We start from the raw sequence: 15,754 nt of genomic DNA, 5'->3' as shown, positions 1-15,754 counted from the left end.
GGCGCAATTGTTACACTTTCATGAAACCACGGCGGATTTTGAGCGATTCGTTAACGTTATGAAATAGAAAAACGACCAAAAATCGTGATTATGATCACATTGATGGTTTTTTGTGGACATTTTTATTTCGTTTCATGTTCGTTATTGTTCCTTATCAAACAAAACCCCTAATAACCGTGGCTCAATAGGCTCATAACTACCGATCCTGAGGGAGCGACATGAGCAGCTATTTTGACGGCGGCGAAACGGATGTGATCATTATCGGCGGCGGCGCCACCGGCGCAGGCATCGCCCGCGACTGTGCGCGTCGCGGTTTGCGCTGCATTTTGCTGGAGCGCCACGATATCGCCACCGGCGCCACTGGCCGCAACCACGGTTTGCTGCACAGCGGCGCGCGCTATGCGGTGACTGACGGCGAGTCGGCGCGCGAGTGCATAGAAGAGAACCGCATCCTGAAACGCATCGCCCATCACTGCATCGAACGCACCGATGGGCTGTTCATCACCCTGCCGCAGGATTCGCTGGACTATCAGCAGCAGTTTATCGCCGCCTGTCGCCAGGCCGACATCGACGCCGAAGCGATCGACCCGCAACTGGCGCTACGGCTGGAGCCGGCGGCCAACCCGGCGTTGATTGGCGCGGTGCGGGTGCCGGACGGTACCGTCGATCCCTTCCGGCTGACCGCCGCCAATATGCTGGATGCGCGCGAACACGGTGCGCAGATCCTGACCTACCATCAGGTAGTGGGCTTGCTGCGCAGCGGGGATCGGGTGACGGGCGTGCGCGTTTACGACCATCAGAGCAAGCGGCGTTATGAGCTGCACGCGCCGGTGGTGGTCAACGCCGCCGGCATCTGGGGCCAGCAGATCGCCGAATACGCCGACCTGCGTATCCGCATGTTCCCGGCCAAGGGCGCGCTGCTGATCCTCGGCCATCGTATCAACAACATGGTGATCAACCGTTGCCGCAAACCGGCGGACGCCGACATCCTGGTGCCGGGCGACACCATCTCGCTGATCGGCACCACCTCGACCCATATCGATTACGACCAAATTGACAACATGCTGGTGACCCCGCAGGAGGTGGATATTCTGATCCGCGAGGGGGCGCTGTTGGCGCCAACGCTGGCGCAGACCCGCATTCTGCGCGCCTATGCTGGGGTGCGGCCGCTGGTGGCCAGCGATGACGATCCCAGCGGGCGCAACGTCAGCCGCGGCATCGTGCTGCTCGATCACGCCAGCCGCGATGGGCTGGAAGGGTTTATCACCATCACCGGCGGCAAGCTGATGACCTACCGCCTGATGGCGGAGTGGGCTACCGACAAGGTGTGCGAAAAGCTCGGCGCCGGCAGCCCGTGCACCACTGCGCAGGACGCGTTGCCCGGTTCCCGTCAGTCGGCGGAGGAGACGGTGCGCAGCGTGGTTTCCCTGCCCGCCAGCATTCGCGGCTCGGCAATTTACCGCCACGGCGATCGCGCCAGCCAGGTGCCGGCGGCCGATCGGCTCGACACCAGCCTGGTGTGCGAATGCGAAGCGGTAACCGCCGGGGAAGTGCGTTACGCGGTCAACTCGCTGACCGTCAATAACCTGGTGGATCTGCGCCGCCGCACCCGCGTCGGCATGGGCACCTGCCAGGGGGAACTCTGCGCTTGTCGCGCCGCCGGGCTGCTGACGCGCTTCAAGGTCAGCACGCCGCAGCAATCCATCGCGCAACTGTCGCAGTTCCTCAATGAGCGCTGGAAAGGCGTACGGCCGATCGCCTGGGGCGACGCGCTGCGCGAGAGCGAATTTACCAGCTGGGTTTACCAAGGGTTATGCGGGCTTGAGGCCCAGGCAGACAAGGCGCGGGAGGCGGATGATGCGATTTGACGTAGTGGTGATTGGCGGCGGCCTGGCGGGCCTGAGCTGCGCCATTGCCGTGGCTGAACAGGGCAAGCGTTGCGCGGTGGTCAGTTCCGGACAAAGCGCGCTCTATTTCTCCTCCGGCTCGCTCGATCTGCTGGCGAGATTGCCGGACGGCACGCCGGTCGAGATGCCGCTGGCGGCATTGCCGCAGCTGGCGCAGCAGGCGCCGCAGCATCCGTACGCCCTGATCGGGCCTGGGCGGGTGGCGGCGCTGTCCGCCGCCGCGCAGCGGCTGCTGGAGCGCTGCGGGCTGAATTTGCAGGGCGAGGGCACCAACAACCATCTGCGCATTACGCCGCTGGGCACGCGCCGCGCCACCTGGCTCAGCCCGCAGGCGATCCCGACGCTGCCGCTGACCGGCCAACTGCCGTGGCAGCGCATTGCGGTGATCGGCATCGAGGGTTTCCTCGATTTCCAGCCACAGATGGCCGCCGACTCCCTGAGCCGGGAACTTGGCGTGCAGACGGACGTGGCCTATTTGCACATGCCGGCGCTGGATAGACTGCGCAACAACCCCAGCGAATTCCGCGCGGTGAATATCGCCCGGGTGCTGGATTTGATGGAAAGCCTGCCGCCGATGGCCGAGGAGCTGCGGCGGCTGGCGGGTGAGGCCGACGCGCTCTTCCTGCCGGCCTGTTTGGGATTGGAGGACGATGCGTCGCTGGCGGTGTTGCAAGATGCGGTCGGCAAACCGATCCGCTTGCTGCCGACGTTGCCGCCTTCGGTGCCCGGCATGCGCTTGCATCAGGCGCTGCGGCGGCGTTTCCAGCAGCTGGGCGGCGTTTTCATGCCTGGCGACAGCGTGCTGCGCGCCGAGTGCGAAGCCGGCCGCGTCACCGGCCTGTATACCCGCAACCACGGCGACATTCCGCTGCGGGCGCAACAAGTGGTACTGGCCAGCGGCAGCTTCTTCAGCAATGGGCTGGTGGCGGATTTCGACGGAGTACGCGAGCCGATCTTCGGACTGGATGTGCACAGCCGCGCCGATCGCGCCGACTGGAGCCGGCGCGAGCTGTTCGCACCGCAGCCTTATCTGCAGTTCGGCGTACGCACCGACGGCAGGCTGCGGGCGATGAAGCAGGGTATGCCATTCGACAATTTGTATGCCATCGGCGCGGTCGCCGGCGGTTATGACCCGCTGCAGCAGGGCTGTGGCGCCGGCGTGTCATTGATCGGCGCGTTGCATGTCGCGCAGCAGATCGCCGCGGAGGAAAACGCATGAGCCTGCATCAGGACCACAGCTTTGAAAGCTGCATCAAATGCACCGTCTGCACCACCTACTGCCCAGTCGCCAAGGTCAATCCGCTCTACCCGGGGCCGAAACAGGCGGGGCCGGATGGCGAGCGCCTGCGGCTGAAAGATCCGGCGCTGTACGACGAAGCGCTGAAATACTGCACCAACTGCAAGCGCTGTGAAGTGGCCTGCCCGTCCGACGTCAAAATCGGCGACATCATTCAACGCGCTCGCGCCGACTTCGCCCAGAGCAAGCCGACGCTGCGCGACGCCATTCTCAGCCATACCGACATCATGGGATCGCTGTCGACGCCGTTTGCGCCGATTGTTAACGCTGCCACCGGGCTGAAACCGGTGCGCAAGCTGTTGGATAAGGCGCTGAAGATCGACCACCGCCGCGAACTGCCGAAATATTCGTTCGGCACCTTCCGCCGCTGGTATCGGCAACAGGCGCAGGCTCAGCAGCGCTACGCCGAACAGGTAGCGTTTTTCCACGGCTGTTTCGTCAACTATAACCATCCGCAGTTGGGCAAGGATTTGATCCGGGTGTTCAACGCGCTGGATATCGGCGTGCAGTTGCTGAAGCGCGAGAAATGCTGCGGCGTGCCGCTGATCGCCAACGGGTTTATCGATCAGGCCAAAAAGCAGGCCAGGGTCAACGCCGAGTCGCTGCATGAAGCGGTGCTGGAGCGCGGCATCCCGGTGGTGGCGACCTCATCGAGCTGCACCTTCACCCTGCGCGACGAATACCCACATCTGCTGGACGTGGACACCACTCCGGTGCGCGATCGGGTGGAGCTGGCGACGCGCTATCTCTACCGCCTGATCAATCAGGGGCGCAGCCTGCCGCTGAAGCACACGCCGCTGCGGGTGGCTTATCACACGCCTTGCCATATGGAGAAGATGGGCTGGACCGCCTACACCCTGGAGCTGCTGCGGCAGATACCGGGGCTGGAGCTGGTGGTACTGGATTCGCAGTGCTGCGGCATCGCCGGCACCTACGGGTTCAAGTCGGAGAACTACGCCACTTCGCAAGGCATCGGCGCGCCGCTGTTCCGGCAGATAGAAGAGAGCGGGGTGGATCTGGTGGTGACCGACTGCGAGACCTGCAAATGGCAGATAGAAATGTCCACCAGCAAGCGTTGTGAACATCCGATCACCCTGCTGGCGCAGGCGTTGGCGTAAAGGCCAAGGGGCCGGCAAACCGGCCCCTGCGGGATTACTGCTTCAGCTTCAGGGTAGAAATGATGCCTTCGGCTTCGGTTTGCGCCTGCTGCTGATTGTCCGCCGGCAGCGTCACCTGAATGGTCAACATGTTGTTGTTCAGCGAGCCGATCAGGATGGAAGAGTAGGCCTTTTCGCCGCCGCTGGTGATGATGCTGTCCAGCTGACGCAGCGGCACGCCGTTGACGTCGATAGCCTTGTTGGTGATTACCTGCAGGTTGGCGTCGCGCGCGCGCTGGGTGTTCTCCAGGCGCTGGGCCAGGGTCTCCAGGCTGTCGGCGGTCTTGTCGCCCAGGATCACGATCACCGCGCGTTGGCCGGTGCTGTCTGCGTAAACATGCATGTTGTTGGCCTGGTTGCCCAGCTTGCCGCTCTGATCTGCCATGCCGACCGGCAGGGTGAACGCCAGTTTGCCGTCCAGCAGGCTGACCTGCTGCCCGGCCGCCGCGCTGGCCGCCGTGCCGTTCGCCGTTGCCTTGGTGTCTTTGGTGTCGCCGTCGCAGGCCGCGAGACCAAGCGCCAGCAGGCTGATACCCATCAATTTCGCTACTTTACGCATTGGGTTTCCTTCTTCCTTTCCGGTAGGGATTTACTGTCGTATCGCAACCTATTCCAGGTTGAAATGCAAGGCAGATGTTGTCACAAGTTTTTTTCCAGTAATAGCCGATAATCAGCCACTTCGCCTTTCTTTTCCAGCTGAACAATCTGATAGTGATGGGCGATCAGCAGCGTCAGCATGGCGCGGAACCGGTTACGGGTTTTGACGGTCAGTTGGCGGTAGCCCTGCGCCCGCGCCCAGCGTTCCTGTTCGGCCAACAAGGCCTGCGCCACGCCGCCGCGACGAAACGCCGGCAGCACGCCGCCCAGCCAGCTGTAAAACACCGTTTCCCGTTGTTGATAACCGAGTTTGAAACTGGCCGGCTGGCCGTTGATCTCGGCGATCAACAGGCTGTCGGGGGCGGCGCCGATACGCTGCTGCAGATCGGCCAGGCTATGCAGGCCGCCGAATTCGGGGATGCGTTGGTACAGTTGATGGATTTCTTCGAGCGTGGCGCTGCGGGTGGTCAGGGGCATGGGCGGCCTCCAAAGGGTATGGCCGCCATGATAGCACGGCTCAGCCCGGCTGCAGGCTGCCGCTGCGCGCCGCGATGCGTTTGAGCAGCATGTTCAGCAACACGCCGTACATCGGCAGGAAGAACAGCAGGCAGATCATCACTTTGAAGCTGTAATCCACCAGCGCGATCTCCACCCAGTTGTTGGCCATGAAGGGATCGCTGCTCTTATAGAAGGCGATGAAGAAGAACGCCAGCGTATCGCTGATGTTGCCGAAGAACATCGCCGCTGCCGGCGCCACCCACCAGGCACTGCGTTGGCGCAGACGGTTGAAGACGTGTACGTCGAGGATTTGGCCGAGCACGTAGGCCATAAAGCTGGCGACGGCGATGCGCGCCACGAACAGGTTAAAACTGCCTAGTGCCGCGAAGCCCTGCCATTCCCCCTGGTAGGTGACGGTGGAGATCACGTAGGAGATGAACAGCGCCGGCACCATCACCGCCAGGATAATCCGCCGCGCCAGCGGCGCGCCGAAAATGCGCACGGTCAGATCGGTCGCCAGGAAGATAAACGGGAAGGTAAAGGCGCCCCAGGTGGTATGGAAGCCGAAAACGGTGATCGGCAGCTGCACCAGGTAGTTGCTGGAGGTAATGATGGCGATATGAAACATCGAAAGCCAGACCAACGCCGTGAAGCGCTGCTGTGCGGTAAACGAATACATGTTGTAGCCTTTTTAGCAGTGGGGTGAGGGAACCCAGTGTGTCTTGTTAAAACAGCAAAAAACGCTGCGCGGCGGCATGATACGCGTTTGCGCAACCAATGCAATGGTTAAATTTAACGCAAACGTTAACGCATCTTGCGCAGAAAAACTACCGGCGTAAACTAGGCGCTAATGAGATGCGGCGAGCGTTCGCCGATCGTTTTTGAACGAGAAAAATTGCATGACTGACTTATTTGCCCAGGCAGACCAGACGCTCGACGCGCTGGGCCTGCGTTGCCCGGAACCGGTGATGATGGTGCGTAAAACCGTGCGCCATATGGACAACGGCGAAACGCTGCTGATTATCGCCGACGATCCGGCCACCACCCGCGATATCCCGGGGTTCTGCCGCTTTATGGAGCACACGCTGGTGGCGCAGGAGACCGAGCAGGCGCCATACCGTTACCTGTTACGTAAAGGCGTATAGTTTTTAAGCGCCTCCTGAGATAAGCTCCCTGCGATTGGGGAGCGCTCAGCGGAGGGCGGGTAAACATGGCCATTTCGGTGGTGTTTTAATCTAAATCCGGTTTTTCAGGCATGATGATCCCGTGCCGGTATCTAAAGCCATCGTTTTTCGCTGGTCGGTGCAGCCTGGCGGGCAACCGTTTTGTCGCAGGTGCGTCTGGATAGCGGAAGGTAACCGATTGGTTTGGCGCCAGGGTCTATTGCTTATCAGTGACCGTTCGCGTGGCATCGCAGTTAAGGTATCGCCCTGCTGCGACAAATGCGATGGCGCCAGAATAAGTAAAATTGTTGGCGAATTACGCGAGGTTGGCGTGGTTAATCAGTATTTGCGTTATCTCCTCCAATGCATAGAGCTGGTTGTGGGTGATCCCGTCTACGTGGGTGGGGGCAATCGGTAGAATGAAATCCTGATGCTGATTGTGCAGCCACAAAGCCGTGAAATTGCACCACGCCAAATTCAGTTCTCGCAGTTGAAACGCCTGCTGCTGCACCCGGGCATCCGCTTCTGCGGCATGGAGTGCGTTTATTGTAGATACTAGCGTTGGCCCATCGAGGGTCATCGACACGAAATTGAGTTTGCCCTCTTCTAAATTCAGATGAATGTCGGCAACGACGTCACCTCCGGAAAGGAGGAGATATCGCCATCCCATCTTTTGCGCTCCTTCAATCAGTGACTTTGTTTTCATAAACATATCCCTGCCAACGTGGAATACGTCGATAGGCATCGATGTCGAAATATTGCTTAAATCCAGGCGGCTGGTTGTATGAATCATTCCCGCTGCCGAAATATTTTGTAGAGTGGATGCAAGCATTTCAGTCGCACCCTCTGGATGGCTTGAAAATAAAATAGGCATTTTATTCCTTGACTCTTTCTGAAATGGTTTATGCATTCGATCAGGCAGACGAATATTGTGTTAAGACCACATCCTGATTGATGCAGTTGGTGTTCGCTCCAGACATTGAAGCAGAATATATGCGCCAGAAGCTAGCACGGCATCTGGGTAAAATCAGTGAACCACCAATATGCCAAGGGGTCTCCACGGTAACCCACAGGGAATGAAGAATAGTTTACAATCTGAATGCCAAACATCGGGTCGAAAATCTTCCAGAAAGAGCCCCCTCCTTCATTGTATGCATCAGAAAGAACTATCGCATGACCAAGCGCCCCATCGACATCGTGTCCATACGAGAATCTCACGCCCATCACCATGGGCCTATTTTGTAATAGCTCTGTTAACATGCTGCTGTCAGGCGCTCTCCCCGATATTTCTTTGGCAAAGGCATTGATGGCACCCAGAGCTTTGGAGGGCCACCCAGTGCCGTTGCAGCACGTGTCTTCATTCGGATATGTTCTGGGCGGACAATTGCAAGTGCCCAATGGAAGATCTTTTGCCATCTCGTAGATTGTCTCTTGGCGGTATCCAAAATCTTTTTCTTTATAATAACTTCCAATACTTGCCGCGCAGGCAACCCAGCACCAATGAGATTGCTCCTGGATTTGCCCATAGCCATTTTTAACTAAATCGGTGAAGTAACCAGAACTGTTGCCGTAAAGTTGGCTTGAATGAATATTGGAATTTGTAGTTTTAACATCGACTTTCGTAAACGAAAGACATTGTGGAAGGCTATTAATAGATGGAGTATTCATAAATACCTTTCATAAGAAATAGTTTAAAAGGAATTAGAGTACATAGAATTAATTAGCTAACTGAATATCCACGCCATGTGGTGGCAATTAAATTGCCTCAGTCCTTATCGGGATCCTGATACCTCGGAAAGTATAGGTGGGATTTTCCCTTTTTCTAGTTCAAGGCGGCGTTATTGAATAAATAGCGATTTTAGGTGGCGGTGGATCTGATCGTGATGGTCGCGTCAACATCGGGTTCCTATGGCAACGTGTTATATTCTCTGAAAAATAAAACACCATCGCCATAACTTATTGTGCTGACGGTAAGAGAGCTAACAAAAGGCGGGGAGAGACGTCGTCACCCGCAAAACTTTGCAGAAGCGAAATGGATAACGCCGGGTTCCCCCATCGAGAAACCCGGCGCAGCGTTATTGGCGCTTTTTCAACAGCCGCAACGCGTTGGCGGTGACCAGTGCGGTGGCACCGGAGTCCGCCAGCACCGCCAGCCACAACCCGGTTAACCCCAGCAGGCTGGTGATCAGGAATACCCCTTTCAACCCCAACGCGATGGTGATGTTTTGCCGGATATTGGCGTGGGTGGCGCGCGAGATGCGGATCATCTCGGCGACGCCCAACAGCCGGTTGTGGGTCAGGGCGGCGTCGGCGGTTTCCAGCGCCACGTCGGTGCCGCTGCCCATGGCGATGCCGATGCTGGAGGCCTTCATCGCCGGGGCGTCGTTGATGCCGTCACCGATCATCGCCGTCGGGCGCAGCTCGCTCAGCTCGGTGACCGCTTTGACCTTATCTTCCGGCAACAGACCGGCGCGATAGTCGAGGCCCAGTTCGCCGGCGATCGCCGCAGCGGCGCGCGGGTTGTCGCCGGTCAGCATTACGCCGCGGATACCCAGCGCGTTCAGTTCCGCCATCGCCTGTTTGGCGTCGCTGCGCAGCGTATCGCGCAACGCCAGCAAGCCGATGGGTGAGCCATCTTCCAACACCACCACCGCCGTTTTACCGGCGCTTTCCAGCTTATCCACCTGGCCTTGCCATTGGGTGCCGAGCAGGCCCGGCGCCAGTTTGCCCGGCGCACTGATCAACACGGTTTTGCCGTCTACGATCCCTTCCACACCGACGCCGGCCAGGGCGCGGCGCGCCTGCGCCAGCGGCAGCGTATCCCCGCTCTCGGCGGCGCGGTTGATGATCGCCTGCGCCAGCGGGTGATGTGAACCGGCCTCCACTGCGGCGGCCAACGTTAACAGCTGCTGTTCGCTGAGAGTGCCGATCGGCAGCACGTCGGTGACCGTCGGTTTGCCTTCGGTCAGGGTGCCGGTTTTATCGAAGGCGATGGTTTGAACTTGCCCCAACTGTTCCAGCGCCGCACCGCCTTTAATCAGCGCACCGCGCCGCGTTGCCGCCGCCAGCCCGGAAGTAATGGCCGCCGGGGTCGAGATCACCAGGGCACATGGACAGCCGATCAACAGCAGCGTCAGGCCGCGATAGATCCAGGTATCCCAAGGCTGCGAGAACAGCAGCGGCGGCAGCAGGATCACCGCGACGGCCAGCAGCATAATGGCCGGGGTGTAATAGCGGCTGAAGCGATCGAGGAAGCGTTCGATCGGCGCGCGGCGCTCTTCGGCTTCTTCAATCAGCTGCAGAATGCGGTCGATGGCGTTTTTGCCGGGCTCGGAGATCACCTTCATCTGCGCTGCCTGATCGACAGACAGGCTGCCGGCGGCCACTTTCTCACCCTGTTGGCGCTCGACCGGCACCGATTCACCGGTCAGCGCGCTTTCGTCGAAGCTGGCAAAGGGATTGAGCAGCTCGGCGTCGGCCGGCAGGCGCCCGCCGGGCGCGATTTCAATCACATCGCCAGGGCGCAGGCTAGCGACCGGCACGCGTTTGCGTTCCGTGCCTTGCAGCAGCAGCGCATCTTCCGGCACCAGCTCCATCAGCGCCGTCACTCCGCGCCGAGCACGGTTGGCGGCGTAGGATTCCAGCAGTTCGCCGACCATAAACAGCAGCAGTACCATCGCCGCTTCGGCGGTGGCGCCGATGAACAGCGCGCCGATGGCCGCCACGCTCATCAGCGTTTCGATGGCGAACGGCGTACCGGAACGCATCAGACGCAGTGCCTTGGCGGCGACCGGCGCCAACCCAACCAGCGTGGTGGCGATAAAGGCGATGCGGCCCAGCTCCGGGTTAACCCGATCCAGCACCCAGCTAACGACCATCAGGGTGGTTAATAGCAGCAGCGGTGCGAATTCGCCGAAGCGTGAGGTCTTTGGCGCGGCGGCTTTGGCGGTCTGAGTGCCGAGCAGGGTAAAGCCGGCTTGGGCAACCGCGTCCTGGATTCGCAGGCTGATGTCGGACTGCGCGTCTACCACCAGTTTTTCGGTGGCGAACAGCACTCGCGCGCTGTCGACGCCGGGGAGGGCGGTCACGGCATTTTCGATTTTCTTGGCGCAGCTGGGGCAGTCCATACCGGTGACTTTCCAGCTGAAACGTTGGCTGCCGGAAGGGGGCGCGGCAGCCAGCCTGTCGCTTTCCTCGTCCGGATCGTTGGGCGCGGCGGTACTGCAGCAGCTATCGCCATGTTCGTGATGGTGGTGAGCATGTTCGGCGTGAGCAGCGGTGTTTTTAGGCTCGCTGCTGCAGCCATGCTGGGTTTTGCTGTGGCTGTGGTTGCAGCCGCATCCGCCTTCGGCGTGCTGATGTTCCTGATGATTATGATTTTGCTGATTGTGCATAACGTCCCCCTTCGGGCAGTTAACCGGGTTTGCTCACCCGACTCTACACCTTGGAGTCCACTCCAGAGTCAAGCGCCGGATGAGAATTATTGCTAATGCCGGGCCAGGGAGTGAAGGGGAATTCATTCAATGGTGAATCATATGAATATCAATCTATTGGCTTTGCTTATTACCTATTTCGATAAAAAGGCTCGCCGCCGTTAGTTTAAATAAGAAAACAATATTCCTATAGAAACTAAAAAATCCCCCGGCCTAATAATAAAGAGTTATTAATCTATAAATCTTTAGCAAAATTTACCTTTCATAGGGCGGCAAGCCAGCATTATTCGCTTGTGTCTGCAGGCCGCATTGCCATTGAAGTTTGGTGCCAACTTATCCGAGTTGAGTTTCATTTGTTTTGTAAAGACAGCAATAAAGTAGCACAACAATCTTTCGTTGAGCCAATAAATGGTTGATTATTTTATGTTCAGTTTTACGGCCCTGCCTATAATTGGAATCGATTACCGTTTTTAATGGTGATCTTATTTGCTGATATATATGCATTAATTCTACCTAACACACTGCCGGCAACGGCGCATAAGCCCCTTCCAGCAAGCTTAAGGTTCATTAACCGTAGATTGCGGGGAGGTTATGTCTATCTGTCTGATTGATAACAATCAGATAATGAGTGGAATCGAACCAATGCAATCTACTAAAAAGGCAATTGAAATTACTGAATCCAACTTCGCAGCCGCGACTACCGGCTACGATGCTGTAGACAGCCTGCTGCATTATCATGAGCGTGGCAACGGGATTCAGATTAATGGCAAGGATTCATTTTCTAACGAGCAAGCTGGGCTGTTTATTACCCGTGAGAACCAAACCTGGAACGGTTACAAGGTATTTGGCCAACCGGTCAAATTAACCTTCTCCTTCCCGGACTATAAGTTCTCTTCCACCAACGTCGCCGGCGACACTGGGCTGAGCAAGTTCAGTGCGGAACAGCAGCAGCAGGCTAAGCTGTCGCTGCAGTCCTGGGCCGACGTTGCCAATATCACCTTCACCGAAGTGGCGGCCGGTCAAAAGGCCAACATCACCTTCGGCAACTACAGCCAGGATCGTCCCGGCCACTATGATTACGGCACCCAGGCCTACGCCTTCCTGCCGAACACCATTTGGCAGGGCCAGGATCTGGGCGGCCAGACCTGGTACAACGTCAACCAGTCCAACGTGAAATATCCAGCGACCCAAGACTATGGCCGCCAGACGTTCACTCATGAGATTGGCCATGCGCTGGGCCTGAGTCACCCAGGGGATTACAACGCCGGGCAGGGCAACCCGACCTACCGCGACGCCACTTATGCGGAAGACACCCGCCAGTTCAGCCTGATGAGCTACTGGAGTGAAACCAACACCGGCGGTGACAACGGCGGTCACTACGCCGCGGCTCCGTTGCTGGATGACATTGCCGCCATTCAGCATCTGTATGGCGCCAACCTGTCCACCCGCACCGGCGACACCGTGTACGGCTTCAACTCCAATACCGGCCGTGATTTCCTCAGCACCACCAGCAACTCGCAAAAACTGATCTTTGCGGTCTGGGATGCGGGCGGCAACGATACCTTTGACTTCTCCGGCTATACCGCTAATCAGCGCATCAACCTGAACGAGAAATCGTTCTCCGACGTTGGCGGCCTGAAGGGTAACGTATCAATCGCTGCCGGCGTGACCATCGAGAATGCCATTGGCGGTTCCGGCAACGATGTGATCGTCGGCAACGCGGCCAACAACGTGCTGAAAGGCGGCGCAGGCAACGATGTGCTGTTCGGCGGCGGTGGGGCGGATGAGCTGTGGGGCGGTACCGGCCAGGATATCTTCGTGTATTCCGCCGCCAGCGATTCTGCTCCGGGCGCTTCGGACTGGATCCGCGACTTCCAGAAAGGGATCGACAAGATTGACCTGTCGTTCTTCAACAAAGAGGCGCAGAGCAGCGACTTCATTCACTTCGTCGATCATTTCAGCGGCGCGGCCGGTGAAGCGTTGTTGAGCTACAACGCGTCTAACAACGTGACCGATCTGGCGGTGAACATCGGGGGGCATCAGGCGCCGGACTTCCTGGTGAAAATCGTCGGTCAGGTAGACGTCGCTACTGACTTTATCGTGTAACACAGTAACGGAACGCCCGGTGCAGCATCGGCCGGGCGTGAAACGGGGGCCGAGATGAAAACGAGTTTAACGCGCACTGCCCTGGCGGCGGGCGGCATGATGGTGACGAGCGCGGTGATGGCCGGCAGCCTGACGCTGCCGACCGCACAGTCGCTGGCGGGGCAATGGCAGGTCGCCGACAGCGAGCGACAGTGCCAAATCGAGTTTCTGGCCGATGAACAGAACGAGACGAACGGCTATCAGTTGGTAGATCGGCAACGCTGTTTGCAAAGCGTGTTTGCGGCCGAAGTGGTGGGCTGGCGCCCGGCACCGGACGGCATCGCCCTGCTGCGGGCGGATGGCAGCACGCTGGCATTCTTCTCGCGTGACGGCGATCTGTATCGCAATCAGTTGGGCGCCGATGACGCGCTGACGCTGAAGGCGTTGGTGTAATGGAAGAAACGGGTTCGGCGCACCGAACCCGCGGTAGGCGTTTACAGGTAGAGCGAACGTACGATCAGGAAGTGGCCGGAGAAGTAACAGAAGGCCACAATGGCGTCCGCCGCGCGGAAGGTGAAACGATAGCGGTTGATCAGCCAGACCACGTTGGCCAGCAGCAGCAGCGAAGTGCCGGTCAACAGCGAGAAGCCGAAATCGGTGCTGCGCAGGAAGTATTGCTCGCCCGCCAGCCAGACCATCAGCAGCGTCATCGCCACGTAGGTGGCGATCGGCCAGCGCATCTCCTCCAGCCGGGTCCAGATGGTCGCCAGCAGCAGCGCGCCGATCGCCAGCAGCGTCAGCGGCAGCGGCCAGAACAGGCTGAAGGTCATCTGGCTGGCGAAGCTCAGGGTATACAGCAGGTGGGAGAGGAAAAAGGCGCCGATGGCGTACAAAACCCGCTCGCGCGGCAACAGGAGCAGCGCGTCGCCGATCAACGTCGCCAGCAGGCCGAGTACGATCAGGTAACCTGCGGCGCCCAGCACCGGCGCCTGCCAGGCCAGCAACAGCAACAGCAATAACGTGACGGGTTTGAATACCCATCGCTGCCAACGCGGCCCGCGGTAAGAGGCGTCGACGAACAGCCAACCGGAAAAGAATACGGCAAGGAACGGCCAACTCATTATGTCTTCCTTATGTATGAGGGAGCCGCAACAACCGGCTCCAAACTGTCACCAATGTCACTTCTTATTTCAGTGTAGGTAGCCTGCCGACGATCGACAATGCTTTCTTGAGAATGCTATGTTTACGCCGATTTGACCGCGAAGGGAATGGGAAACCGATGAGCAAACCGCCGTTATTTTTTGTTGCCGTGATTGCATTGATCGCCGTGCTGGCTACGCAACGCTACTTCAAACAGCGCCAGCAGGAGGCGGAAAACGATCGCGCGCCGATGCGCAGTCTGCAGGTGACGGTGAGCGACAAGCGGAGTTTCCCGGTCGCCAAGACCCGCGCGCCGCAGCGCGAACCGTTGGTCAACGAGCCGATGTATTACGAGGTGGTGTTCAGCCCGGCGCAGGGTGGCGAAGACATCACGCTGCGGCTGAAGCAATGGCAATACAACCCGATAGAAAAAGGCGCGCAGGGCATGCTGAACATGCAGGGCACGCGCTTCGTCTCTTTCACCGCTCAGCCGTAACGGTTACTTCTTCTTGATGGGCGGCTGTTTCTTTTGCCAGGCCAGCAGCTCGAACACGCCAAAGATAAAGATCTTGGCCTCCTGCCAGTAGCTGATCGGCTGATCCTTCGGCTGGGTAGATTTCAACAGCACCAGCTGCAGGCCGTGCATCACCACCATAAAGAACAGCGCCACGTCGATGAAATACTTCAGCGGTTTGGGAAATGGATGGAACAGGTTGGAGAGCAGGAAGCCCCACACGCACAGCATCAGCAGGCGGCCCAGATTAATCAGCATGGTCGGTTTTCTCTTGCGAACGAATATAAAGGCGATAAGCCACCTGGCCGGCGACCTTCTCCCGGTGCAGTTGCCAGTTGGCAGGCACGTCCGCCGCGGCGCTTTCCGCCTCGGCTTCTACATAGATCCAGGCCTCGTCGGCCAGCCAGCCCCGCAGCTCCAGCAACAAGGCGGTCTCCGCCAGCAGGCCTTTGCGGAACGGCGGATCGAGGAACACCACGTCGAACGGTTGGCCGTCGCCCGCCAGCCAGCCCAGTGCGTTGGTGTTGATCACCACGCCTTTGCCCTGCAGCAGCGCCAGATTTTTCTCCAGCTGCTGCGCCACCGGCCGTTCAAACTCCAGTAGGGTAACGCTGCCGGCATAGCGCGACAGCGCCTCCAGGCCTAGCGCACCGCTGCCGGCGAAGCAGTCCAGGCAACGCGCGCCCTGAATCACCGGCGCCAGCCAGTTGAACAGGGTTTCGCGCACCCGGTCGGTGGTGGGGCGCAGCCCCGGGCTATTAGGCACCGGCAGCTTGCGGCCGCGCCATTGGCCGCCGATGATGCGGATCTGTCCGGCTGCGGCCTGGGACGGTTTTTTGGCCGCCGCCCGTGGCGAGAGTCTTGTCATAAGCGTTGTTTGATTTCTTTTGCGGCGCGGGGCCGCAGGGGTTAACGAAAAGTTGCCCCTATTCTACCGGTGACGGGCGCCGGGGGGAACGGTAA

General features: G+C 59.0%; 16 protein-coding genes. 7 read left to right on the top strand and 9 right to left on the bottom strand.

What is annotated here, in order from left to right:
- Window positions 1–218: 218 nt before the first annotated feature.
- The 3 genes from glpA to glpC are packed head-to-tail and all read left to right on the top strand — an operon-like array spanning window position 219 to window position 4,322.
- On the top strand, window positions 219–1,868 hold the full coding sequence (glpA, locus tag BHU62_RS17735) for an anaerobic glycerol-3-phosphate dehydrogenase subunit A (RefSeq protein WP_073533175.1): 1,650 nt from the start codon (window positions 219–221) through the stop codon (window positions 1,866–1,868).
- Window positions 1,858–3,126: a glycerol-3-phosphate dehydrogenase subunit GlpB gene (glpB, locus tag BHU62_RS17730; protein ID WP_073533243.1), complete on the top strand. Its 1,269-nt coding sequence runs from the start codon at window positions 1,858–1,860 to the stop codon at window positions 3,124–3,126. The genes glpA and glpB overlap by 11 nt, the downstream gene beginning before the upstream one ends.
- Window positions 3,123–4,322, top strand: a complete 1,200-nt coding sequence (gene glpC / locus BHU62_RS17725) for an anaerobic glycerol-3-phosphate dehydrogenase subunit GlpC (RefSeq protein ID WP_073533174.1) — start codon at window positions 3,123–3,125, stop codon at window positions 4,320–4,322. Before glpB ends, glpC begins: the two co-directional genes overlap by 4 nt.
- A gap of 34 nt (window positions 4,323–4,356) precedes the next feature.
- Here glpC and BHU62_RS17720 read toward each other — a convergent pair whose 3' ends face one another.
- The 3 genes from BHU62_RS17720 to BHU62_RS17710 all read right to left on the bottom strand — a co-directional run bounded on the left by BHU62_RS17720 (window position 4,357) and on the right by BHU62_RS17710 (window position 6,135).
- Window positions 4,357–4,920 (bottom strand): DcrB family lipoprotein, encoded by a 564-nt coding sequence (locus tag BHU62_RS17720; RefSeq protein WP_073533173.1) that lies wholly within the window; start codon window positions 4,918–4,920, stop codon window positions 4,357–4,359.
- Between the two features lie 80 nt (window positions 4,921–5,000).
- Window positions 5,001–5,435, bottom strand: coding sequence for a GNAT family N-acetyltransferase (locus BHU62_RS17715; RefSeq protein ID WP_073533172.1), 435 nt, complete (start codon window positions 5,433–5,435; stop codon window positions 5,001–5,003).
- A 40-nt stretch (window positions 5,436–5,475) separates the two neighbouring features.
- On the bottom strand, window positions 5,476–6,135 hold the full coding sequence (locus BHU62_RS17710) for a 7-cyano-7-deazaguanine/7-aminomethyl-7-deazaguanine transporter (RefSeq protein ID WP_073533171.1): 660 nt from the start codon (window positions 6,133–6,135) through the stop codon (window positions 5,476–5,478).
- 220 nt (window positions 6,136–6,355) lie between these two features.
- Here BHU62_RS17710 and tusA point away from each other — a divergent pair, with 220 nt between their 5' ends.
- The gene (gene tusA / locus BHU62_RS17705; RefSeq protein WP_025304890.1) at window positions 6,356–6,601 is read left to right on the top strand and encodes a sulfurtransferase TusA; all 246 of its coding nucleotides are present in this window, start codon (window positions 6,356–6,358) and stop codon (window positions 6,599–6,601) included.
- Window positions 6,602–6,935: 334 nt separating this feature from the next.
- Here the strand turns inward: tusA and BHU62_RS17700 are convergent, their stop codons facing one another.
- The 3 genes from BHU62_RS17700 to BHU62_RS17690 all read right to left on the bottom strand — a co-directional run bounded on the left by BHU62_RS17700 (window position 6,936) and on the right by BHU62_RS17690 (window position 11,013).
- Window positions 6,936–7,493, bottom strand: a complete 558-nt coding sequence (locus BHU62_RS17700) for a hypothetical protein (RefSeq protein ID WP_073533170.1) — start codon at window positions 7,491–7,493, stop codon at window positions 6,936–6,938.
- A gap of 131 nt (window positions 7,494–7,624) precedes the next feature.
- Window positions 7,625–8,287 (bottom strand): papain-like cysteine protease family protein, encoded by a 663-nt coding sequence (locus tag BHU62_RS17695; protein ID WP_073533169.1) that lies wholly within the window; start codon window positions 8,285–8,287, stop codon window positions 7,625–7,627.
- Window positions 8,288–8,694: 407 nt separating this feature from the next.
- Window positions 8,695–11,013: a zinc/cadmium/mercury/lead-transporting ATPase gene (locus tag BHU62_RS17690; protein ID WP_073533168.1), complete on the bottom strand. Its 2,319-nt coding sequence runs from the start codon at window positions 11,011–11,013 to the stop codon at window positions 8,695–8,697.
- Window positions 11,014–11,694: 681 nt separating this feature from the next.
- On the opposite strand from BHU62_RS17690, the gene BHU62_RS17685 reads away from it, so the two are divergent.
- Both BHU62_RS17685 and BHU62_RS17680 read left to right on the top strand, forming a co-directional pair.
- Window positions 11,695–13,158, top strand: a complete 1,464-nt coding sequence (locus BHU62_RS17685; protein ID WP_073533167.1) for a serralysin family metalloprotease — start codon at window positions 11,695–11,697, stop codon at window positions 13,156–13,158.
- A 54-nt stretch (window positions 13,159–13,212) separates the two neighbouring features.
- Window positions 13,213–13,590 (top strand): AprI/Inh family metalloprotease inhibitor, encoded by a 378-nt coding sequence (locus BHU62_RS17680; RefSeq protein ID WP_073533166.1) that lies wholly within the window; start codon window positions 13,213–13,215, stop codon window positions 13,588–13,590.
- 41 nt (window positions 13,591–13,631) lie between these two features.
- Here the strand turns inward: BHU62_RS17680 and BHU62_RS17675 are convergent, their stop codons facing one another.
- Window positions 13,632–14,258: a lysoplasmalogenase gene (locus tag BHU62_RS17675; protein WP_073533165.1), complete on the bottom strand. Its 627-nt coding sequence runs from the start codon at window positions 14,256–14,258 to the stop codon at window positions 13,632–13,634.
- A 158-nt stretch (window positions 14,259–14,416) separates the two neighbouring features.
- On the opposite strand from BHU62_RS17675, the gene BHU62_RS17670 reads away from it, so the two are divergent.
- Complete coding sequence (locus BHU62_RS17670) at window positions 14,417–14,773, top strand: DUF2500 domain-containing protein (protein WP_073533164.1); 357 nt, start codon at window positions 14,417–14,419, stop codon at window positions 14,771–14,773.
- 3 nt (window positions 14,774–14,776) lie between these two features.
- Here BHU62_RS17670 and BHU62_RS17665 read toward each other — a convergent pair whose 3' ends face one another.
- Window positions 14,777–15,049 carry a DUF1145 family protein gene (locus tag BHU62_RS17665; RefSeq protein ID WP_004934327.1) on the bottom strand — a complete coding sequence of 91 codons (273 nt, stop codon included), beginning with the start codon at window positions 15,047–15,049 and terminating at the stop codon, window positions 14,777–14,779.
- Window positions 15,039–15,659 (bottom strand): 16S rRNA (guanine(966)-N(2))-methyltransferase, encoded by a 621-nt coding sequence (gene rsmD, locus BHU62_RS17660; protein ID WP_073533163.1) that lies wholly within the window; start codon window positions 15,657–15,659, stop codon window positions 15,039–15,041. Before rsmD ends, BHU62_RS17665 begins: the two co-directional genes overlap by 11 nt.
- Window positions 15,660–15,754: the final 95 nt, after the last annotated feature.

This window comes from Serratia marcescens, assembly GCF_001902635.1.
Taxonomy (GTDB): Bacteria; Pseudomonadota; Gammaproteobacteria; order Enterobacterales; family Enterobacteriaceae; genus Serratia; species Serratia marcescens_F.
The sequence above is the reverse complement of the archived record's forward strand: the minus strand, read 5'-3'. Positions and strand labels throughout refer to the sequence as shown.